The sequence below is a fragment of the Dyella psychrodurans genome, assembly GCF_003363265.1.
Taxonomy (GTDB): Bacteria; Pseudomonadota; Gammaproteobacteria; order Xanthomonadales; family Rhodanobacteraceae; genus Dyella_B; species Dyella_B psychrodurans.
On the sequence record NZ_QRBF01000004.1, the window covers coordinates 239,008 to 259,839 of the forward strand.

Consider the following 20,832-nt stretch of genomic DNA (forward strand, 5'->3'; position numbering starts at 1 on the left):
CGGCATGTGGTGGCTGGATGCATTCTCGACCTACCTCTACGCCTTGGGCGTAGTGGTCATTGTCATCGCCGTACTGATACTGGTCAGCGGCCTGGACGATTTTTTCATCGACCTCGTCTACTGGACGCGGCGGTTGTGGCGCTCGCTGTTCGTCTACCAGACGCGCGAGCACACCCGTTATCACGAGCTGTATCGCCCGCCGGAAAAGCCGCTGGCGATCATGGTGCCCGCATGGCAGGAAACCGGCGTGATCGGCCACATGGCCGAGCTGGTGGCCGTCACGCTGGATTATGAGAACTACCACATCTTCGTAGGGACCTATCCGAACGATCCGGATACGCAACGCGATGTCGACAATGTGAGCGCGCGCTTTCCCAACGTGCACAAGGTGGTGTGCGCGCGGCCCGGGCCGACCAGCAAGGCGGACTGCCTCAACAACGTGCTCGACGCGATCCTGCAGTTCGAACAGCGCGCACGCCTGGTCTTCGAGGGATTCATCCTGCACGATGCGGAAGACGTCGTGTGCGAACACGAGCTGCGTCTGTTCAATTACCTCGTGCATCGCAAGGACCTGATCCAGATACCGGTGTATCCGTTCGAGCGCCAGTGGAACAATTTCACAAGCCTGCACTACCTCGATGAATTCGCCGAACTGCACGGCAAGGACGTGCCCGTGCGTGAAGCGCTGGCCGGCCAGGTGCCGAGCGCCGGCGTGGGCACCTGTTTCAGCCGGCGCGCCATGCTCGCCCTGATCGAAGACGGCAACGGCATCGCGTTCGACGGGCAAAGCCTCACCGAGGATTACGACATCGGCCTGCGCTTGAAAGAGCGGGGCATGCAAGAGATCTTCGTGCGCTTCCCGGTGCTTCGCTACCAACGCCACCCCAAGCAGTCCGAGAAGTTCGGCCAGAGCCGGCAGGAAGCGAACGTCATCTGCGTGCGCGAATATTTTCCCGACCGCCTGGCGACGGCGGTGCGGCAGAAATCGCGCTGGATCATCGGCATCGTCTACCAGGGCTATCGCACCCACGGCTGGAAGCGGAGCCCGGTGCTCAACTATTTCCTGTGGCGCGACCGCAAAGGCGCGATCAACAACTTCGTCAGTTTTGCCGCCATGCTGATCATGCTTCAGCTCAGCGTGATCGGCTTGTTGCAGCTGGTGTGGACGAGCGCGCCGCGTTTCGTATCGATCTTCGAAGGGCAGCGCTGGTTCGACGTGGTGCTTGTGGCGAACATCGCGTTGATGGGCAACCGCATGCTGCAACGGGTCATCTTCGTGTCTGGCTACTACGGCGTGAAGCAGGGTCTGTTGTCGATACCGCGGTTGTTGTGGGGCAACCTGATCAATTTCCTGGCGAACTGGCGCGCGATTCGCCAGATCATCCGCAGCGGCGACCCGCGCCGCGTGGCCTGGGACAAGACCACCCACGATTTCCCCAGCATCGGCGGCGAAAACCAGGCCAAGCGCTCACTGGACGACGTATTGGTTGCGAACGGCGTGATCTCGACGACGCAGCTGCACGAGGCGCAGCAACATCGCATCGATGGCTTGCAACTGGGTAGCTCGATGATTCACGAGGGGCGCATCACCGCCGAACAGCTGGCGGCACCGATGGCGGAGCAGATCGGCGTGAGCTGCGAGTCGGTCGATCCGGTCGGCTTGCCGCACGAGTTGATCATGACGGTGCCACGGCACATCGCGCTGCATTACGCCGTGCTGCCGCTGCGCGTCGAAGGCGGCACGCTGGTGCTTGCCAGCGAGTCGTATATCGATCCGGTGTCGCTTGCCGCCATAGCGCGCCAGCTCGGGCGGCGCGTGCGCTATGTGATCGCCTACAAGGGCCAGGTCACCGTCGGCCTTCGCCGCTGGTACGCGCAGGCGCACAAGAGCGATCACGATCCCCATCATCTGCTGGAAATGGCTGCCGAGCGCGGACTGATTTCGCCCGAGCGCGTGCCGCAGTTGTGGAGCGGTTACGTGTCTCGCCAGGTGATGCTGGGTGAGATCCTGGTTGCGCAAGGTCATCTGGACGAAGTCGCGTTCAGGGCCTTGCTGCTCAATCATGCGCGCAGCGAGCAACGACTTGGCGATTTCCTGATCGGGCAGGGCGTGATCAGCACGGAAACCTTGAATCGCCTGCTGAGGTTGCAGGCGGCATTGCAGCCCAGCGTGACGAGCCTGCTCGAGCAGGAATGCGCCGACTTCGAGCGGCTGGAGCGTGTCTCATGAAACGGCTCTCGCCGGGCCGTTGTGCGCTGGCGCTGTTCATCATGGTGCCGGCATGGTCGATGTGTGCCGAGAGCCAGGAATCCTCTGGCGGCGACAGCCGCTACCAGCAGTTCATGGTGTATCCGCATCGGCAGGCGGGTTATGCGGCCATGCGTGCCGGCGACGAGCGCACTGCCATGGCCGAATTCACGCGTGCGCGCGAACTGGCGCCGCAAAGCGTCGACACGGCGTTGGATCTGGCTGAAGCGTACCGGCATTTCAACCAAGCCGCGCGAGCGCAAACCGTGCTTGACGAACAGGCGCGCTACACGCCCAACGATTCGCGGCTGCGCGCCGCCATGACGCCACCGGCACCGCCGGCGGTGGACTGCACGCGCGACAATCGGCCCGTATGCCGCGCCAAGCGTGGCTTCGGCGATCTGCAGGTGGGCGATCTTGCTCGCGCGCAAGCCGAGCTGGATGCGCCGGATTTCGCTGCCAGCCCGGAAGGTCGCAACTTGCGCCATGCGCTGGTGCAGCGCGCGATTTATCTGGGCGATGACCAACGTGCCGTCGCACAACTTTCCGAACTGGATAAGCAAAACCAGCTCAGCAGCGACGAACGCAACCAATGGTTCACGCTGTTGCTCAAGCTCGACAGACTCGACGCCGCGCGCGAACTTCAGTCGCGCAGTGGATTGGATACGCCGACGCAGGATCTGGCCATGGCGCAGGCGATCGGCAACAGCGGCGATCGCAAGGCGCTCGCGTCGTATATGGCCGCGCGTCAGCCCGCATTCGCCAACGAGAAGGACGAGCGGCAGTGGATCAATCTGCTGGCGATGGCGGCACGCGCCCAACCAGCGCTGTTGGACCATTACACGGTTCGCTATCCCGCCAATGCCATGTGGCAGGCGCGTGTCGCGCTGCCCTTGGCGATGCTGCGTGGCGATCGCGCAGTCGCAGGCAGCATGTTGTCACGCCTGCCGGCCGACAGCTTCCACGAGGAACGCTTCAGCCTCTATCTGCAGCAAGGGCAATACGTCCAGGCGCAACAGCAGGCCGAAGTGCTGATCGCACAGCCGGAAGGCTATCGTCTGCTCGATCCGCTCAGCTACCGCCTGATGGACGCAGGCGCGACCTATGAAGCGAAGCAATTGCTGCTCGATGCTTATCCCTTTACCGGCAATACGCATTCGGCGGCTTTATTGGCGCGCCTGGCGGTGCTGGCCGGTCAGCAGCCTGCGTTGTTTTCGGCCGATGACCGCGCACGCCTGCGCCGGCCGCTGGATAGTGTGGCGTTGCGCGTTGCGCAACTACACATTCTGAGCGCGCTGCGCGATTGCGAAGGGATTCGCCAGGTGATGGCGGACCAGTCGCCGGACTATCCCGCCGAGTTGTGGCGTCAACTCGGCGACTGCTACAGCAAGGACCACCCCGGGCTGGCCGAATACGCCTATGCGCAAGCCGGCAAGCACGAGCCCAGTGCGGACACGACGCGTGCGCTGGCGTATCAGGCCTATAGCGCGCAGGACTATGAAACGGCGTTGCTGGCCTGGCGTTCCGTGCCCGCGGCACACTTGCAGCAGGCGGACTTGCTCGCTGCCGCAAACACCGCACTCACCATCCACGAAACCGCCGTGGCGCGCGCATGGCTGGACGACTACGCAGCACGAGGCGGACGGCAGGATGGCGCTTACTGGTGGCTGCGTGCGCAGGCCGATGAGCCAAGCAATCCCGCGCTCGCGCGCACGGATTTGGAAAACGCCGTCGCCTTGCAGCCCGATCCGCGCTACTACGCGCGCCTCGCGGCGCTGCAAGCTCAGGCGGGTGACGCACAGCAGGCGCTGGCTTCATGGCAGCACGCCAGCGCGCTCGCTCCCCAAGACAGCCGAATAGCTGCATCGCTTGGCTATGCCTATCTGCAGGCGGGCGAGCCGGAGAAAGCCTTGGCGCAATTCGAGCGCGCGCACCAGGCCGATCCCGATAACCCTGCGTTGACGCGCCAGCTGCTGTACGTGAACCAGCAGTTGGGCGACTACGCACAGGCACGCATGTACGCCGAGCAGGCGATCGATCAATTCGGCAATGTCGGTGCAGCTGATCCTGCTGGAGCCGGGAGTGATACTCAGCAAAGCCAGGACGATCTCTACAGCTTGCGCCGGCTGCACGAAAACCTCGACCGCAGGTGGAGCTTCAATGCCGACACGTCGCTGGGCGATACCGTTTCCTCGGCAGCGAACAGCGTGGCGCCAGGCGTTTCCTATCGAAGCTACGCGCAGTTCGAGGCGCAATATCACCTGGATCCGCAGCTGACCGGCGGCGATCTCAACACGCTGACCGCCTACGCACGACTGTTTGCCGGCAGTGGTGTCACGGGTACGGTGTGGCCGGTGCATGAGGCGATGCTGGGCATCGGCGTGCATTGGAAACCGCTGACCTCGCAAAACATCGTGCTGTCGGTAGAGCAACAGACACCGGCCGACAACAGTCGCGTGACGCACAACGACACCCTGTTTCGCGCCAGCGGTTCATGGTCGTTTGGTCAAAAGTTCAGCGACGATTGGCACGCGAGCGGGCGGGGTTGGTTCACGCAGAACTTCTACGTCGACGTCGCGCACTATCTGCGTGCCGAGGAAACCGTTGTCACCCTCGATTACCGGTTCGGGTTTCACGACAAAATCGTCAACGGGCAAACCATCGAACCGTACTTCCATCTGCAATACACCGGCATCGACCGTACGCAAGGGCTGACCTATCTGCGCGACGGGCGCGCGGGACTCGGCGTGCAATGGAATGTGTGGTACGGCGAAACGCATTACGATGCTTATCCGCATCGCCTCAGCGTGGCGATCGAAGGGCAGCATGCCTTCACGACCTACCTGCGCGATACAAACGCGGCATTCCTGATCGTGAGGACGCAATGGTGACGCGCGCACGAATCCGCTTCACGGTGCTGCTGTGGCTGCTGATGCCATGGCTGGCGTGCGCGTCGACGGCCATCATCTATCAGCCGCAGCTTCGCGATCGTGCCGTCGCCCAGGCACAGTGGACGCAGTTCTTCACGCAATTGCGCGGGCAAGGCTTCGACACGCTGGTGGTGCAGTGGACGGAATACGGCGATGCTTTCAGCGATGCCGAAGGCCATGTGTGGTTGCTGCAACGTGTGCGCGAGGCACGCGCCGCCGGGTTGCGCATCGTGCTTGGCCTGAGCAGCGATCCGGCGTTCTTCCAGCGCCAGGAGGCGTCGACCGCTGCGCTGGGCGATTATCTGCACACGCTATCGCGCCGTAACGACGCGCTGGCGCATCGCTGGGCAAACGACCTGGGCGTGGAAGCCATCGGCGGTTGGTATCTACCTGTGGAAATCGACGACAGGCGCTGGCGCGATATCGCGGCGCGCAAGCCTTTGCTGGACTATCTGGCATCCGAGCGCCGTCAGCTCGATCGGATCGCGCAGCGGCCGATCTATGTTACGTCCTTTTTCGCAGGCAACATGACGCCTGAGCGTTATGCGGAACTGCTCGACGACGTGCAGCACACGGGCGTGCGCGCCTGGGTGCAGGATGGCGCGGGAACCGGGCGTCTTGGCGAGGGCGAGCGCAAGCTGTATCTCGATGCGGTCAGCCAATGCGCAGCCGTGCATGCAAACGGCATCGTCTTCGAGATATTTCACCAGACCGGCGAAGACAAGGCGTTCAGCGCCATGGCATTGCCGGCCACCGAAGCGAGTGCGGCGCTGGCGCAGCGCGCGCCATGCGGCGGCGACAGCGTGTTCTTCGAATTACGTTACCTGCCGGAGATGACGGAGGTCATGAAGCGTTAGGGCACGGCGCCCGAAGCGCTTGCTCCGCGCAGGGGCATCGCGGACGAAGGCTCTAGGTGAACCTTCGTCCGCGGATGCTGCAACTTACAAGTGTGTTATTGCGGAACCTTCAGCGGCGCGATCGTCTGATCGAGCGTGCTCCAGTACGTCTTGGTGTACGGCACCATCTCTTCGGCGTAATACCACCAGAAGAAGCCGCCGATGAACTTCGGATCCTTCATGCTGTTGACCATCGGGTAGTAGGTCTTGATCAGGTTCGTCTGCACCGACGCGGGCGCGCCGGTGCTGGAGGTGCCGATCTCGCCGAAGCCGACCTTCGCGTTCGGGAAGATGCTCTCCACCGCACTGAAATCGTTGTTCCACGAAGGCGACAATCCCGGGCAATCCTGGTACGGGTAGTAGCTGAAGAGTACGTAGTCAGTGCTCTGAAGCACGGAAGCCGGCAGGAAGGTGGTGGGCCAGGTCTTCCAGTAATCCTGGGGCTTCTCCCAGCAATTGTTGCCCTTGCTGTCGTCGTTGTAATACAGCGTGATCGCGGTCTTGCCACCTGCTTTTTTCACGATCGTGCTGGCGGCGGCGACCATCTGGCCGATGGCGGCCTCTTCCGCATTCACCACGCTGTTGCTGCCATCCGGATTTTGGCGCAGCCATTCGCCATTGATCTCGTTGGCGATTTCCCACACGTCGACGGTGCCGTTCAGACCGTTGACCAATTCATTGGTGCGCGCGGTGTAAACGCTGAGTGTGGTCGGGAAGTAATACGAATCCATGATTTCGCCCATCACGTTGGCGACCGTGTGCAGCTTCACCAATGCGGGGTAGTACTGGGCGGCGCTGGTGCCTGGATCGAACACCACACGCACCGTGGGACGGTACGGCAGCTTGCTCAGCGAGGTGATGATGGCATCGAGTTTGGACAGATCATCCAGCGTCACGCCGTAGATCGGGGCCTTCAGGGTGGCGGCTGCCTGCGCGTCGGCATTCGACGACAGTGGTGCGGAAGCAGCGAAGATGGCAAGGGATGCAGCGAGTGGAGCAACAAGTTTCTTTGTAACGAGTGCAAGTTTTCTCATCGATTCGAGTTCACGTACGTTGGCGCTCCTTCGCCTGGTTTGAGTTGTGGCAATAACGCAAATGCATCGGCCAAAACTTGACGGCGGCGCCGCAGATAAAAGGTGCGGAACCGGGCTTGGTCGTGCTTATCCGAGCACCATGTAGATCGTCCGTAGAACGGCTTGATCGTCTTCCCCTGAGCGCCGAAACGCGAAAGATGATGGGCAGCAGCCGTTTGGTATGCCTGCGAAAACGTCGAGTACTGCGCGAACGATCGACATGCCGACGCCGTTCGCCGTACGCCGCGCGGCCATTCCCGGGGCGGTGGGAAGCCGTGCGGTACCTATCCTGGGAATGACGCACCTGGATTCCGCTGGCCGGTGGAGTCTATAGATCGATCTTGGAGGGGGATAAAGATTTGGTTAGCGCCGGCAATTCGCGAGCCTCTTTTGTGACCGACATCACGTAGTTGATGCTTGAAAAGACTTTCTTGTTTCCGCAAAGAGCGCCGCGCGATTGCTGTGCGAACCCTGGCATGACGGGTGACAGTTCACGCGCTGAAGATTTTCTTGCGTGAACCTTACGCACAATCCTGTTTTTTGTACTCGATCTCGCCCACGTCGAGTGCGAGAGCATCGATAGTTGTGCAACAGCAAGGATTCACCATGTGACACAGGGCGAGTCGCTGACGCCGTTCAAAAGTTTGAAGAGTTAGCCGACGTCCGCTTCCGACCCAAAGCGAACAGCGTGAGCTGCCCGGCTGTGACTTTTGTTCGATACTTTGAAAACCGCGCTTGATCGCCACGTCGCCCCCTACTTACCGGGTTTTCCCATGACCAAACGAATCGCTTCATGCAGCTGTGGCCAACTCTCGGTGACAACGTTTGAAGATCCCATTCGCGTTTCGGTCTGTCACTGCCTGGCTTGCCAACGTCGAACAGGCAGTGTGTTCGGAGTGCAGGCAAGGTTTCGCAGAGATGGCTTGGAGCTGTCCGGACAATCGACCAGATATGTTCAGATAAGCGACGAAGGCAACAAAACAAACTTCGAGTTCTGTCCCAACTGCGGAGCGACGGTTTACTACACGAGCGAAGGCTCGGAAGAAATGGTCGCTATTCCAGTGGGTGTGTTCGCAGAGCCGGCCTTTCCCGCGCCAATCATCTCCATTTACGAAGAGAGAAAGCACGGCTGGGTGGTGATGCCCGAGGGTATTGAGCACCTGAACTAGGCGATCTTGCAGTGTCCGCTTTCAACCGAAGCGGACGCCTGGCGCTTTGCGCGCATCTCCTTCCTGTATCCCTTTAGCGGATACAGGAAGTGATGCAGGGGCGAGCAGTAGTCCCTTCCAAGCAAGCGCGTTTTCCCATCCTCCAGGCGCGCCTATGTCGTCACGAACAAACCCACGGTCAGCGCAATACCGATACAGACAATAGCGATGCGCAAGGCCTTCTCGTTGACACGGTGCAATAGCTGCGCACCTATCTGGCCGCCGACGATCGCAGGAACGGCTACGCAGGCGATCAGCGGCCATGGAAGGACGCGAGCCTGCACCAGGAAGATCACCACGGCAGAAGCATTCATCACCGCCGCCAACACGTTCTTGGTTGCACCAGCGATGCGTACGCTCAAGCCCGCCGCGGTGAGCGCGGCCAACATCAGAATGCCGATGCCGCCGCCGAAATAGCCGCCGTAGATAGCGATGCAGAACTGGACAACCATGGCCGCGTGTTTGCCCAAAGCTGCTTTGGCGCCGTTGTCAGGTGGCTTCCTGAAAAAGCTGCCCCAGGCGAATACGACGGTGGCGAATAACACGAGATACGGCACGAGCCGGGTAAACACGCTGACCGGCGTCACAAGCAATAACACAGCCCCCAAAGCACCACCGACCAGGCTGATCCAGAGCAGCATGCGGAACGATAAGCCCTCGGCACCCGCAACGTGCGCGCGCCCGGCCAGTCCCGTGGTCACCTGGCCAGGAAACAGCGCAATGGTGGAGGCGATATTCGCCGCGCGCGGATCAAGGCCGGCGAACAACAGCGCGGGAAAGGTGAGAAAGGATCCCCCTCCCGCCAATGCGTTCTGCACGCCGGCTGCGAACGACGCAAGGATCAATACCAGCCAAGACCATGTCGGGTGCATACGAACTCTTCTGTTGAAGGAACATCACTACCGAAAGACCCTTTACATCGACCGATCGGCTGGCCGATGGCGGGTCTTGCAATCGGAGCGGATCGTCGGCAAACCAGGCGACGGTTGGCAGCGTTACCATCGGATCAGAACACATCCCCGATCGAAAGTGCGATGCCAATCAGACAGGGTAAATCCATCGAGCGTAGAGCGAGGCTCGAACTGGCAACGGGGTCAGGTTGAACTAGCAACGGGGTAGCTAGCAACGGGGCAGGTTCACTTCCGTTCTCAGTTGCGAACCTCACCACGTTTCGAAACGTGCCTGGGCATCCCTGATTTTTCCGATAGTTCACGTACGGTGAGACAATGGACGAAAACCGTAAGGCAACAGAGAAAGTCGAGCGCAATCGCTCCTTCGGTCATGGCCATGATTCGTTTGAGCCCCTGGGTGCTGAATGCACGCGCGTCGCGGTCAGGTTGCCGATGGCGCCTGCGGACCTGGAAAGGCTGGCCGGCCTGATCGAGGGGAGGCCCGACGTTACGCTTCATTTCCACACTGCGCCGTGGAAGGACCTCGAGTTCCTGAAGCATTTCCCCTCCGTGCGACGCCTGAGCGTGGACTTGTGGAGTCTCGAGGACATCAGCGGATTTTCGTATTTGCCTGGTGATCTTGAGGTCCTTCATTTCGGCCGCACCAAAAAGCGGTTCTCATTGAAGTTCCTGCAAGACATGCCCGAACTTGAGAGGCTTTCCCTGGAGGGTCACACCAAGGACATCGTCAACGTTGGCGGCCTCGCGCGACTAACTTCGCTGGGGTTGCGATCCATCACGCTCCCGGATCTCTCCCTGTTGGCCCCGCTACGCGAGCTGAGCAGCTTCGGTCTCATGCTCGGAGGCACACAGAATCTTGCTCATCTCGCAGAGCTGCCCAAACTGAAGGCGCTCGACTTGCTGCGGATCAACAAGCTCGATGATCTATCCATTCTGGCCAAGCTCACGTCGCTGCAGAAGCTTGGCCTTGATTCGATGCGCAACGTCGCGTCCTTGCCGAGTCTGGATGCCTTGATGCACCTCGAAGAAGTCACCCTGGAAACGATGAAGGGGCTCGCCGAGCTATCCGCGATCGCCGCAGCCCCCAACTTGCGCCAACTCACTATCGCCGGGATGCCGCAACTCGACGTCGCCGCTTTCCGCTGCCTGGTGGGTCATCCGAGCCTAAAAAAGCTTCGACTGTGGAGCAGCCTTGATGGCGCGGTGGGCCTCAAGAAATCGGTACGCGAGTCCGTCAGGCAGTTATTGCCGGACGTTACCGAGGCCTGACAAGCTAAGCGAAGTTGCGTCCGCTTCCGGCCCAAAGCGAACATGGCATCACCCATCGCAGGATTGCGAAATTTCGTCATCTCGCACAAGATTTGCCTGCGCAAACAAGCGCGAATCGTGGCTTTGGATGGTGCGCGCCAGGCTTCGCGACGGATGCGAGAGATATACGTCAGGAAACGACTCACACAGGGGAAAAATATGTCATTACGCAGGCTGTGGCTCTTGCCGCTGGTCATGTTGCTCGCCAGTTGCACGACAGATCCGATCATGAAAGACACTGCGGCGCTGCCGCCGGGGACCGGCATCATGGTCGCCAACGTGCTGGTCACGTCGGTAGGCGGCGTACCGTATCCGCCCCTCAGCATCAAAGTCGACAAACTCCATGGCCTGTCTACGTCGACGACTCTCAATCTTCCACGGCAGAACAACCTCATCGTGATTGAGCTTCCAGCGGGGGAGTACAGCTGGACGACTTTAGAGTTGGGATCTCATGGTGGGGGAGCGACGATGTCGTATCAGATGCCCTTCACCATCGAGCCCGGAAAAATCAACTATGTCGGCGACCTGTTGCTTACTCTGAATAGTTTCCATAAGCCGGGTGGCACGCCGACTTGCCGATTCCGTATTGCCGATCAGTCCAACTACTGGTTCCCGGTCGTAGCGAAATACTACCCCGAGTTGTCGCATGCCTATCCCACCGTGGTCCACCTGACGGAAGACCAGCGGCCTATGAACCAGATGCGTTAGCGATGGCTACACCTCATGGGTTTCCGCCGTAAATAAGCGGGGCGGCGGCAGTGACCGCCCGCTTTGGGCTATGCAGCATTTGGCGCATGTCATGGGTTCTTTGAGGGAGGGATCATGGCTCGTGTGACAAGGATCGTGTTCCTGGCGATCGATATCGGTCTGGCGCCCGTCTATCCGGCTGAATTCGCGATCATTCGTATTACCCCAAAGACTGAAAGCCCGGATTCCGTAGCTTGATTGGCTTTTTTTGAACGCCGCCACGTACGCGCTTCATCACCATGGAGGAGATCATGAATAAATTTTCACGCATCGCTTCGGTCGGCATGTTGTTGCTTTTGCCCTCGTTGTCGACGATGGCCTGCGGTACATCGAACGATCCTGCGCAGGTCGTTCAAGCGCAAGTCGACGCTTACAACGCACACGACATTGATGCCTTCGCTGCGTGCTATGCGGAGAACGTGACCATCACCAACTTAAGCGGCGAGCACAAAGTTATAAAGGGAGTTCAGGCACTCAAGAGCGCTTATGCATTTCTTGCGAAGGTGCCCAAGGAGTTCCATGTAGAGATCGTCCAACGTGTTGTCACCGGCCCAACCGTAGTCGACAAAGAACGAGTGGTGGGTCTTCCGGCAGGTAAGGGGCGGCCCGATGCCATGGCGGTGTATGAGGTGCGCAATGGGAAAATACTCAACGTCTGGTTCCCACCGGAAGGCTAGTGAGCTAACAGGGGGCGGCTGACACTTGGTGTTCGGTGCGCCTCGACAATAGCGAGGGCGTGTCTGTTAGCGTTCGCTTTCGACCCGAAGCAGACCATGTAGTTGCCACTAGTGCCGACCCGATTGGTCTGGCATTCCCGGATGGCGCTTGAACCCATGTTGGCCCCTCCGGGCATGCCTTCTGGCTAGCCATCGCAGGCGGTGTGATTTTTTTTGGTGGACAGCGAATCATGGAGTGAACCGAAGGACTCCCGAGCGACCCATGAGCCACCGGCCGGACCCACGCCATTTCCAGACACTCTTGCGCGAACACGAGGGCATTGTGTTCAAGGTGGTCAATCTGTACGCCCATCACGCCGAGGACCGGCGCGATCTGGCTCAAGAAATAGGCCTTCAGGCATGGCGTTCGTTCGCGCACTTCGATTCGCTCAAAGCTAAGTTTTCCACTTGGCTATACCGCGTGGCACTGAATGTGGCGATTTCGCAGTTGCGCAAAACGAATGGAGTCCGGGGCGCGCAGTTGGAGCCGCTGGAGCAGCATCATCTGGAAAGTATTGGCGCCGAGCCGGCGCCCGAACCCGATGAGCGAATTGCCACCCTCTACGCCTTTATCGGACAGCTCGATCCGCTTAATCGGGCGCTGATCCTGCTTTATCTGGAAGACAAGCCGTATGGGGAGATTGCCGAGATCCTTGGCATCACCGAAACCAACGTGGCGACCAAGATCAGTCGCATCAAGCAAACGCTGCGCGGGCAGATGACCGGCACGGCCATTGCAGGAGCATGATTATGGAACTTGATGAAATGAAACAAGCATGGCTGACGCTCAACCAGCAGTTGGTGCGGCAGCAGGCATTGAATTGGCAGATATTCCGCAGCGACCAAGCGGAACGGCTACGCCGCAAAGCGCGGCCGTTGGTGTGGGGGCAGTCGATGCAGATCGTCCTTGGTATCGCGCTCGCGCTGTGGGGCATCAGTTTCTGGTCCACACACCTCCATATCTGGCCGGCGATGGCTTGCGGCATTGCCATGCAAGCCTTTGGCACCCTGGCGATCATTTTCCCGGCACGCGTGCTGTCCCTGGTGCACGCCATCGACTACGCCGCCCCCGTGCTGGACATTCAGCGGCGTGTCGCGCAGTTGCGCGCATGGCGCGTAAGAGTGGAGGCACCGGTATTCGCAGTGCTGGGCAGTGTTATTTGGATTCCAGCCATGCTGATGCTGATTCAGTACGGCGCGGACGGTGCCGGTGTCGATCCGTGGAGCCATATGTCCGATTCATGGCTGTGGCTGTTTCTGTGTGGTGCGGTCTCGCTGGTCGTCGTCGGTCTCGCTTATGCGTTGCTACGCCGATTGGGGTATCGCCGCCGGCTGGAGGATAGCTTCGCGGGTAATGCTGTAAAGCGAGTCGAAGCCATGCTGGAAGAGATTGCCCGGTTCGAGCACGAATGAACGGGGCTACATGATGTCCGCTTCCGACCCCAAGCGGACGTCTTTATCCACATATGCTGTTGAGGCGCCTATGTTCGAAGGCCAGTGTCTCTGTGGTGCGGTCCAGTATCAATCAACGGGTCCCGCGTTATTTTCCGTCATCTGTCACTGCCGGGATTGCCAGCGTGCCTCCGGTACGGGTGGCGTACCTGTCATGGGTGTTTCCAGGTCATCGTTTAGTTTCCGCGGCCCGGCGAAACACTCGCGCGTATGTGGTGGAAGCGGTCTTCCCTCCGATCGCTACTTTTGTTCGGAATGCGGATGTCTGCTCTTTGGCATGCCATCAGCCTATCCTGATCTGGTCAGCATCTACGTCGGAAGCTTGAACGATTCCGCATCATTCTCCCCCACCGATGCGCTGTTTATCGCTCAACGACCGCGTTGGGCCACGCTGTCTTTGCCGCTTGCAGAGCACGAAGGGCTTCCAACATAACTCGCGCATAAGAACGATGTTCTGCAGGACAATGTCCTAACTGTTGGTTATGTCAGCCTTCCATGCGTCTGCAGCAACTTGTCCAAAGTTCGGCCCGTGCTTCCAAAGCTCACTGGGTGGCTTACGTGTGGCGCCGCATACAAAGATATCGGGATGATCCCGGCTTTCCTCGTTGACTACGCCCAAAGCGTTGATCGAATGACCAGCGAGACGGCAATCGAAAAAGAGTTCATCGACGCGCTCCCGCGTATTTCCCAGCACGATAAATGTGGAGAGCGGCGTCTTCGGATAGCCACGCAGCCATCCGGAGTTGACGGTGGTGATCGGCATGGGCAGGTGGTACTGCGGGCCGAGCAGGGCGATAGCGCCATACTCGCCATAGTTCCCCACGGCAATGCCCATGTTGGCCTGCTGTTCGGCAGGCAAGGCATCACGAATGGCAGCCACCTGCGCGACGAGTTCGTTCCAGCCGATTTCTTCGCGGAGGTCGCCATTGTTCCGCAGCGCAAAATCTCGCAACGGACCGTTTGATGCGATGGGTACGATGTTGAGCGCCGCATAGATGCCCGTGGCGAAGACACCGGTAAACATCAGTGTGGCAATCCCAACACGCCATGCGGGGCGCATGGTGCTTAACCATCGCTCCCCCGCGACGGCCCCCATGGCCAGAAGCATTGGGTAAGTGCCACAGACGTAATAGAAGCGTCCCTGCGCAAACAGAAACAGCAGCAGCGGTACGCCGTACATCCAGGCAAGCATGCGATAGCGGCGGTCCTTGCAGTAGGCGAACAAACCCGCCAGCCATACAGGCGCTGCGAACAGATTGGCATTCAACAGGAACTGATCGCGCAGAAAGCCGTCCGCGCGTCCTTGATGTACGTCGCGTGCGTGAATCGCTTGCAGGAAATGGTAGGAAACGAAGTCGTGCCTGACGAGCCAAACGAGATTGGGCGCAAACACGAGTAGCGCGATGGCACCGCCAGCCCAGAACCAGCCATTCGTGACATATCGCCGTGCGTCGGTGAGCAGCACCCCCACCAGCACGCCGGTGAGCTCGAATGCCATCGAATACTTGGTTTGCAGGCCAAGGCCGGCGAGTATGCCAATCGCTACCCACCAGCGCGGCTCATCGTCACGCATCAAACGAATCACACACCAGGTGATCAGCACCCACCACAACAGATCAAAGGAGGAGTACTGGAACTCCGTCGCCTCGAACATCGGCAATGGCGACAGCGCTACTGCGATGGCCGTAAACGTCTGCGCCAGTCGACCGCCCCCCAGATCGCGCGCCATAAGGCCGCTCGCGAGAATCACCAGGACTTGCGCGAGCACCGAAAACAGTCGCAGTCCCACCAGTGACAGACCGAACATCTTCAGGCCCAGGTGTTCCAGGGCGGCAGTCAACGGTGGGTAAGGCACAAAGCCCCAATCCAGATGCTGTGCATCGCTCAGGAACTGCCATTCGTCCCGATGGAACCCGTACTGCCCGTTGGTCAACATGTGCACTGCGCCGAAGAGCAGGGCAATGACGAGCACCGGCATGATGCTCAGCGGCGAGCGAGGATCGGCCATTGGAGCTTTGAGCAGATCGCGGTTATGCACGATGAAGTTCCCCAGGATGGTTGAACCAAAATATTCCCTTATCAGGGGTTATTGAGCCAGGTGAATTGGGATGGATTGACGTGGCGCAGGGACGAATGGGAGGCTGATAGGGGCTGGCGGTGGCTTCTCCATGGTTGCCCCGGACGATATGTCAGATTCCTAGACGAACGCGCATGGCTCCTTGGGTTACACCTGGCGGCCGGATCAGGATATGTCAGTTTTCGACCCTAAGCAGACGCGGCAAATTACAAAATGGCAGGCATAAGGGTGGACTGGAATGAAAAACCCAATGGCGTTCTATGGATGCACATTGATCGTATTGATCGCCGCCTTCCTCCTAGTTTTCTTGTATGGCTTGCCGATGCTCTCTGAGCCTGCCGCAGCATGTCACTACGCCAACACGAGGTCGTTTGGTTGCATCTCGTCGTTTGGGACATTTATGACGTTTCTGTCTCTAGGAGTCGCGCTAACAATCGGCGGCCTATGGGGTCGATTTGGACGTTAGACCGTGTCTCAAATGGGTTAGGTTGGTTCCGTTCCCGGTAGGTCTGAAAGGTCTGCTTTCGACCCAAAGCGGACCTCTGCCAATTAAGTCTGCCCACAGGGTGGCCATGGACAACCGACTAATAAAATTTCGCTATAAGTTTCGCTTCATACCGCTGGTATGGACGCTGATATTCGTCCCATTAGCCCTTTACCTGAGCGCGGCGATGTTCTCTGAGGATGGTTGGTTGTATGGCAGCCTTTTCTTCATTACTGCGGTTGGAGGAGTGCTGCTAATAGGATGGCTCCTTATGCTCTCAGTTGCGGACATTACGGTGGACGACTACCAGATATCCCGTCGATTATTTGGTGTCACTTGGCAGCAAACTAGATGGGAGCAAATTACGCAACTGACCATCTGTCCATCAACCAATCCCGAAAATGGCAACCGAGTGCGTTCGTTCGTTTTTCGCTGTAAACCTCGACACTTTCGAATTCCTTCGCGACGAGTTTTATTTCAAGAACGAGAAGTAGGAATGAATGATTTACTGGAAATGGTGAATGCTTGCGTTAGCAGATATCGTATCGAGGTGATTGATTTGTGTGTGCGATAGTGGATTTCTTATAAGGACGGAAGATGGACTATTTCCTGTTACTGGAAACGTGGAAAGCGCACATCCGGCACGCTGATTTATTTTTCCTGTTTTGGGGAATGTTTTGCCTTGTGAGCGGGATCGTTGGCATGGCAAAGCGACAAGTCATCATGAGAGGCAAAGTCGGTAAAGCGCGGATTTACGAAGGGCGCCAAGCCATGTGGCTGGGTTTCATGGGTGTCCTAGTGGGGGCACTAGGTATAGCCATGAGTATTTTGCATCCTCTCTAAGGTCCACTTTCGACCCAAAGCGCACAGTTCTCAGCAATACGAAAAGCCTGCGCAAAAAATTATGTGTTGCTTCATTTGACGGCGAGGCCGTACATCGCAATGATAGAAAGAGGGCGGGGACCAGGCCCTTAGTGGTCCAAGGAGCACTGGATCAATCATGCCTGGGGGCGCATAGCTCACTGCACAGGGAGGGGAGGCAGCGCAAAAAGCCGAAGCAAGGAAGCAAGAGCCGGCGGTGCCTTGCTAGCAAGCACTACGTAAATCAATGGCCGATATCCAACGCTAAACGTGGCTGGAGCGGCACGTCCTGCGTATCAATCGTGAAACAGGAGTTTCCATGCACAAGATCGGACGTTTCAAAGCCAGCAATCAACGGTGGTCGTTTTGCCTGTGCAACGCAGCTATCGTTATTGCAGTGGGCATCATCAGTTCAGTCTCTCCGGCGGTAGTGTCCGCACAGGGGACAACCGCTACCATTTTCGGGCAAGCCCCTTTCGGGCAAGTCGTGGCAGTGAGCAGTGCGACAGGTTTACATCGACACCAAACCGTGAGTAAAACAGGCCGATATAAGATCGGCCCGCTACCTCAAGGCGATTACACCGTGACGCTGGAAAGCGACGGGAAGACTGTCAAAACACAATCCGGTATTACGCTGCTCGTAGGCCAAAACGCCAAAATCGATTTCGCTTGCCCGAACGACCATTGCGCTGCGTCCGAGAACCAATAAATCAGCGTCTGTCGCAAGTATTGATGTCAAGCTCGGCGTCGTCGCAGTGCTACTCGCCTGCGACGACGATTGGTATCGACAGTGTTCGCTTTCGACCCGAAGCGGACATTAAAAAGAAGGGAATCTATCAGGAGTATGGAAGTGGCTAATTCAATTCAGGCCAAACGTTCTGGTTATTTGTTTATCGCTGCAGGATGCATTTTTGTATGTCTAGGGATCGCCAGCCATCGCCCATTCTTATGGGTGCCTCTAGGCGGCATTTATTGCGCCATAGGTGGATACCGAATTATGAAAGCTACGCGCAATCCATGAAATCCGGAACTTTTTAAAAGAGCAAGACGGGGCACGACGTACCACATGTCCGCTTTCGACCGAAGCGGAACTCCGGCGGGCAATCGACGTCGGCCTTTGCTCTGGATTGTTAGCCGGACGTGGTGCGAATAAAGTTGCCAAAAGCCAGCACCTTAAGAGCTTCGTTCAGCAAGTGGGCGCAGCTGTATAACCGGACGTGCATATCCGTGTATTAGGTAGTTAGTTGGACCCTTCGTGAGCGCCATTGGCGATACCATCTTCGAATGTTGGTCACAAGAAAGACATGCCAGTTGTCATAGAGAACTACATCCTGAGTCTGACGACAAACGAGCCAGCGAGCTAAGTGAGGGGTTCTGTATGAGCATTGAGAAGCAAATCGAAGAATATATCGCTGCTCAACCCGAGCCGAAGCGCAGCGATATGCAGGAATTGCATCGTGTCATTCTGAAAGTCATGCCGAAGTGCCGATTGTGGTTCCTGGATGGCAAAGACGACTCAGGTAAAACGGTTTCCAATCCCAATATAGGGTACGGAACTCAGACGATTAAGTACGCCAACGGAAATGCCAGAGAGTTCTACCAGATTGGCATCAGCGCAAACACAACGGGAATTTCCGTCTACATCCTTGGAATCGAAGACAAGAAATACTTGGCGCAGGCATATGGAAAGGACATCGGTAAGGCAAAAATAACGGGGTATTGCATCAAGTTCAAAGCGCTGAGCGATATAAGGATGGAGACACTTAAAGCAGCGATAAGATATGGCATTGATCAAACAGCCATCTAGTATGGCTGCCAACCTTACGCGCCATAGCGCCGCCCATCACGGAGCTTGAAGTGGTTTGCACCACGAGGAGTGCTCAGTCTCCGCCAGCTTGAACAAACGCTGGGTCACCGCTACTCGCCCTGCATCTTGTCCGTCCGGACCCACCTCATTGACAACCATGCCGCAGCGCGAAATGCCGTCGGCGGTGATTGCCTGCGCCATATATCGCTTGCCACTGGTAGGGGTGAACGTGGCCATCGCGGTGCACGTGTGATTGACGATGTTCGATCCAACGACTGTCGTTCCAGTGCCGACACTAATGGAAATGGTTACTGGCAGGCCGCCATTTACATTGATCCATTTAGGCGCGCCAGCTATGCCGCCATAAACCCACTTCCTTCCTGCGCACGTTTGAGCGTTGCTGTAGATCTGACCGACGCTGGAGTAAGTGGAATGGCCAGATAGGAATAGGGCGGCCGTGTTATTGCTTTCAGGCAGCGACTCATATACTGGCGGAAGGCACGACGATAAAAGCAGGCAAGCAGTAACTACCCCGATAACCTTCATCAGCTTCATGGCATCCCCCTGAGTTGGACGCTAGCCTATAACGGAAACCGTCCTAAGCGACAGATTGCTAGCTGCCCGAGATGGAGCGCGGACGTCAACGCTTGTCACGCCGCGTAAAACGAATGGCGGCCACCGCCAGCATTTAGATGCTGGATATACGTGAGTATTCGACGCAGATGCCCGAGCTCGGGCGCTTGTAAAGGAGTGTGTCTGACCGATTACCCCTACGTCCGCGAGGACTTGGGTGACGGCACTAGATTGACTCAACTGTTTGGTACGGAAATGAAGGCACTACAGACTGCGAGCAGTCCTAGGTGCAAATATCTCGTGCACGCATATCTTCAAACAGCCTGAGCTGGACCTCACCGTTGGATTCAACGCGCTTTTTTTTAAAAGAGGGATGTCATGGACGATGTTGTCGCACCGGATGAAACCTCATTCGCGAGGAGCGGTGATTAGTGAAGAACACGAAAGCCTTGAGTTACGCACTTTTGTGCGTGCTGCTTTGGAGCTTCATCGCGATAGTGGCGCGAATGGGGCAGCATCGGCTGGACAGTTTTCAATTTTTGTTTTGGTCCAACAGCCTGTCAGCGATTTCAGTATTCATGGCGTCGCGGATCGCGGGGAAAAGTACAAAAGAAGTGCTATGCGTACCGTGGCGTACGATACGGCAGACGGCGCTACTGGGTTGCCTGGACGGTTTGTTTTACCTGCTGCTGTATCGCGGTTACGCGATTGAAAATGGGGTCGCCGTGCTGGTTGCCCAGTACAGCTGGCCCTTGATGATCGTCGGATTGGCCGTGTTGTTGTTCAGGGAACATTTGAGCATTCGACAGATCGGCGGTATGTGTCTCGGCTTCATGGCAGTGGTGGTCACCTTAACCCATGGTTACATCACCCGAATTGCGGTAACGCATCCGCAGGCGTTGATGCTGGTATTCGCCGGCGCATTTTGCTTCGCACTGCTTTCGGTGCTTTCCAGGCGATTTTCGGTCGATGCGTATGTCGGAACGTTCTGGCTATTCGTGTTCTCGACGGGGGTATCAGTGGTGCTGTTAGCGGCATTCAGCCGCTTCGCGTGGCCAAGTGGAATGTCGTCCCTGGCCTTGCTGCTCAATGGCGTGCTGATAAATGGCCTGTCCTACATTTTATGGGTGAGGGCCATGGCAATCGGTGAAGCGTCAAAGATCGCGCCGCTGGTCTTTATATCGCCCATCTTGTCGATCGTATGGCTGGTGTTGATCTTTGGCGAACCCTTCGTGCCCGCCTATGCGCTTGGCGTGATACTTGCGGTCGCTTCCGGATTGCTTTGCACGGGCTTTGGCACGATGAAGAAGAGCCTTTAAAAACGGGACATGAGATGCATCCCTATTTGTAGCAGTGGTTCTCTTAGTCAATCGGTCTACGGTTCCTCTGCGGACATTTTTTCCGCGATCGAAAATCGGCATTACCGCCAATATCAAGTCCGCGTGCACTGACAGAAAACCATGTCGCAGGTATGCGAAGGTGCTTTAGTCGGGCGTGCCCATCGGCCCTTGATGAATACGGCACGCCCGACATGAGTGAAG

At 57.9% G+C, this 20,832-nt stretch carries 19 protein-coding genes; 15 read left to right on the forward strand and 4 right to left on the reverse strand.

Annotation, left to right across the window (positions count from 1 at the left end):
• Nucleotides 1–4: 4 nt before the first annotated feature.
• Genes DWU99_RS12510 through DWU99_RS12520 form a run of 3 tightly spaced genes read left to right on the forward strand, consistent with a single transcriptional unit; the run spans nt 5 to nt 6,035 of the window.
• Nucleotides 5–2,230, forward strand: coding sequence for a glycosyl transferase family protein (locus DWU99_RS12510; RefSeq protein ID WP_115478395.1), 2,226 nt, complete (start codon nt 5–7; stop codon nt 2,228–2,230).
• The gene (locus DWU99_RS12515; protein ID WP_158543284.1) at nt 2,227–5,139 is read left to right on the forward strand and encodes an NfrA family protein; all 2,913 of its coding nucleotides are present in this window, start codon (nt 2,227–2,229) and stop codon (nt 5,137–5,139) included. The genes DWU99_RS12510 and DWU99_RS12515 overlap by 4 nt, the downstream gene beginning before the upstream one ends.
• Nucleotides 5,136–6,035, forward strand: coding sequence for a DUF4434 domain-containing protein (locus DWU99_RS12520; RefSeq protein WP_158543285.1), 900 nt, complete (start codon nt 5,136–5,138; stop codon nt 6,033–6,035). The genes DWU99_RS12515 and DWU99_RS12520 overlap by 4 nt, the downstream gene beginning before the upstream one ends.
• A 95-nt stretch (nt 6,036–6,130) precedes the next feature.
• Here DWU99_RS12520 and DWU99_RS12525 read toward each other — a convergent pair whose 3' ends face one another.
• Nucleotides 6,131–7,108: a hypothetical protein gene (locus DWU99_RS12525; protein WP_115478398.1), complete on the reverse strand. Its 978-nt coding sequence runs from the start codon at nt 7,106–7,108 to the stop codon at nt 6,131–6,133.
• 812 nt (nt 7,109–7,920) lie between these two features.
• Here DWU99_RS12525 and DWU99_RS12530 point away from each other — a divergent pair.
• Nucleotides 7,921–8,316 carry a GFA family protein gene (locus DWU99_RS12530; protein ID WP_115478399.1) on the forward strand — a complete coding sequence of 132 codons (396 nt, stop codon included), beginning with the start codon at nt 7,921–7,923 and terminating at the stop codon, nt 8,314–8,316.
• Nucleotides 8,317–8,468: 152 nt separating this feature from the next.
• On the opposite strand, the gene DWU99_RS12535 is transcribed toward DWU99_RS12530, so the two are convergent.
• On the reverse strand, nt 8,469–9,227 hold the full coding sequence (locus tag DWU99_RS12535) for a sulfite exporter TauE/SafE family protein (RefSeq protein WP_115478400.1): 759 nt from the start codon (nt 9,225–9,227) through the stop codon (nt 8,469–8,471).
• 354 nt (nt 9,228–9,581) lie between these two features.
• Between DWU99_RS12535 and DWU99_RS12540 the strand changes: the two genes are divergently transcribed.
• From DWU99_RS12540 to DWU99_RS21445, 7 genes are all read left to right on the forward strand, one after another.
• Entirely contained in the window at nt 9,582–10,535 is a 954-nt protein-coding gene (locus DWU99_RS12540; protein WP_115478401.1) for a leucine-rich repeat domain-containing protein, read from the forward strand.
• Nucleotides 10,536–10,577: 42 nt separating this feature from the next.
• Entirely contained in the window at nt 10,578–11,282 is a 705-nt protein-coding gene (locus DWU99_RS12545) for a hypothetical protein (protein ID WP_147292924.1), read from the forward strand.
• A 114-nt stretch (nt 11,283–11,396) separates the two neighbouring features.
• The gene (locus DWU99_RS21345; protein ID WP_267897526.1) at nt 11,397–11,519 is read left to right on the forward strand and encodes a hypothetical protein; all 123 of its coding nucleotides are present in this window, start codon (nt 11,397–11,399) and stop codon (nt 11,517–11,519) included.
• Nucleotides 11,520–11,572: 53 nt separating this feature from the next.
• Nucleotides 11,573–11,998, forward strand: a complete 426-nt coding sequence (locus DWU99_RS12550) for a nuclear transport factor 2 family protein (protein WP_199535786.1) — start codon at nt 11,573–11,575, stop codon at nt 11,996–11,998.
• Nucleotides 11,999–12,260: 262 nt separating this feature from the next.
• The gene (locus DWU99_RS12555; RefSeq protein WP_115478403.1) at nt 12,261–12,785 is read left to right on the forward strand and encodes an RNA polymerase sigma factor; all 525 of its coding nucleotides are present in this window, start codon (nt 12,261–12,263) and stop codon (nt 12,783–12,785) included.
• A gap of 2 nt (nt 12,786–12,787) precedes the next feature.
• The gene (locus DWU99_RS12560) at nt 12,788–13,450 is read left to right on the forward strand and encodes a hypothetical protein (protein ID WP_115478404.1); all 663 of its coding nucleotides are present in this window, start codon (nt 12,788–12,790) and stop codon (nt 13,448–13,450) included.
• A 70-nt stretch (nt 13,451–13,520) separates the two neighbouring features.
• Nucleotides 13,521–13,922, forward strand: coding sequence for a GFA family protein (locus DWU99_RS21445; protein WP_425476818.1), 402 nt, complete (start codon nt 13,521–13,523; stop codon nt 13,920–13,922).
• Nucleotides 13,923–13,958: 36 nt separating this feature from the next.
• Here DWU99_RS21445 and DWU99_RS12570 read toward each other — a convergent pair whose 3' ends face one another.
• The gene (locus DWU99_RS12570; RefSeq protein ID WP_233511090.1) at nt 13,959–15,527 is read right to left on the reverse strand and encodes a glycosyltransferase family 39 protein; all 1,569 of its coding nucleotides are present in this window, start codon (nt 15,525–15,527) and stop codon (nt 13,959–13,961) included.
• A 1,120-nt stretch (nt 15,528–16,647) separates the two neighbouring features.
• Between DWU99_RS12570 and DWU99_RS12575 the strand changes: the two genes are divergently transcribed.
• The 3 genes from DWU99_RS12575 (at nt 16,648) to DWU99_RS12585 (ending at nt 18,718) form a co-directional block, all read left to right on the forward strand.
• On the forward strand, nt 16,648–16,893 hold the full coding sequence (locus tag DWU99_RS12575; RefSeq protein WP_115478406.1) for a hypothetical protein: 246 nt from the start codon (nt 16,648–16,650) through the stop codon (nt 16,891–16,893).
• Nucleotides 16,894–17,230: 337 nt separating this feature from the next.
• A complete protein-coding gene (locus DWU99_RS12580; RefSeq protein ID WP_115478407.1) occupies nt 17,231–17,620 on the forward strand; it encodes a carboxypeptidase-like regulatory domain-containing protein in 390 nt (129 codons plus the stop codon).
• Between the two features lie 669 nt (nt 17,621–18,289).
• Entirely contained in the window at nt 18,290–18,718 is a 429-nt protein-coding gene (locus tag DWU99_RS12585) for a DUF1801 domain-containing protein (RefSeq protein ID WP_115478408.1), read from the forward strand.
• A gap of 36 nt (nt 18,719–18,754) precedes the next feature.
• Here DWU99_RS12585 and DWU99_RS20810 read toward each other — a convergent pair whose 3' ends face one another.
• Entirely contained in the window at nt 18,755–19,273 is a 519-nt protein-coding gene (locus DWU99_RS20810; RefSeq protein WP_147292925.1) for a hypothetical protein, read from the reverse strand.
• A gap of 449 nt (nt 19,274–19,722) precedes the next feature.
• Here DWU99_RS20810 and DWU99_RS12590 point away from each other — a divergent pair, with 449 nt between their 5' ends.
• The gene (locus tag DWU99_RS12590; RefSeq protein WP_199535788.1) at nt 19,723–20,610 is read left to right on the forward strand and encodes a DMT family transporter; all 888 of its coding nucleotides are present in this window, start codon (nt 19,723–19,725) and stop codon (nt 20,608–20,610) included.
• Nucleotides 20,611–20,832 lie beyond the last annotated feature (222 nt).

Coding starts and splice junctions, on each gene's coding strand:
- DWU99_RS12510 (WP_115478395.1), top strand. CDS start 5: ATGTGGTGGCTGGATGCATTCTCGACCTACCTCTACGCCTTGGGCGTA.
- DWU99_RS12515 (WP_158543284.1), top strand. CDS start 2,227: ATGAAACGGCTCTCGCCGGGCCGTTGTGCGCTGGCGCTGTTCATCATG.
- DWU99_RS12525 (WP_115478398.1), bottom strand. CDS start 7,108: ATGAGAAAACTTGCACTCGTTACAAAGAAACTTGTTGCTCCACTCGCT.
- DWU99_RS12530 (WP_115478399.1), top strand. CDS start 7,921: ATGACCAAACGAATCGCTTCATGCAGCTGTGGCCAACTCTCGGTGACA.
- DWU99_RS12535 (WP_115478400.1), bottom strand. CDS start 9,227: ATGCACCCGACATGGTCTTGGCTGGTATTGATCCTTGCGTCGTTCGCA.
- DWU99_RS12540 (WP_115478401.1), top strand. CDS start 9,582: ATGGACGAAAACCGTAAGGCAACAGAGAAAGTCGAGCGCAATCGCTCC.
- DWU99_RS12545 (WP_147292924.1), top strand. CDS start 10,578: ATGGCATCACCCATCGCAGGATTGCGAAATTTCGTCATCTCGCACAAG.
- DWU99_RS21345 (WP_267897526.1), top strand. CDS start 11,397: ATGGCTCGTGTGACAAGGATCGTGTTCCTGGCGATCGATATCGGTCTG.
- DWU99_RS12550 (WP_199535786.1), top strand. CDS start 11,573: ATGAATAAATTTTCACGCATCGCTTCGGTCGGCATGTTGTTGCTTTTG.
- DWU99_RS12555 (WP_115478403.1), top strand. CDS start 12,261: ATGAGCCACCGGCCGGACCCACGCCATTTCCAGACACTCTTGCGCGAA.
- DWU99_RS12560 (WP_115478404.1), top strand. CDS start 12,788: ATGGAACTTGATGAAATGAAACAAGCATGGCTGACGCTCAACCAGCAG.
- DWU99_RS21445 (WP_425476818.1), top strand. CDS start 13,521: ATGTTCGAAGGCCAGTGTCTCTGTGGTGCGGTCCAGTATCAATCAACG.
- DWU99_RS12575 (WP_115478406.1), top strand. CDS start 16,648: ATGGACTATTTCCTGTTACTGGAAACGTGGAAAGCGCACATCCGGCAC.
- DWU99_RS12580 (WP_115478407.1), top strand. CDS start 17,231: ATGCACAAGATCGGACGTTTCAAAGCCAGCAATCAACGGTGGTCGTTT.
- DWU99_RS12585 (WP_115478408.1), top strand. CDS start 18,290: ATGAGCATTGAGAAGCAAATCGAAGAATATATCGCTGCTCAACCCGAG.
- DWU99_RS20810 (WP_147292925.1), bottom strand. CDS start 19,273: ATGAAGCTGATGAAGGTTATCGGGGTAGTTACTGCTTGCCTGCTTTTA.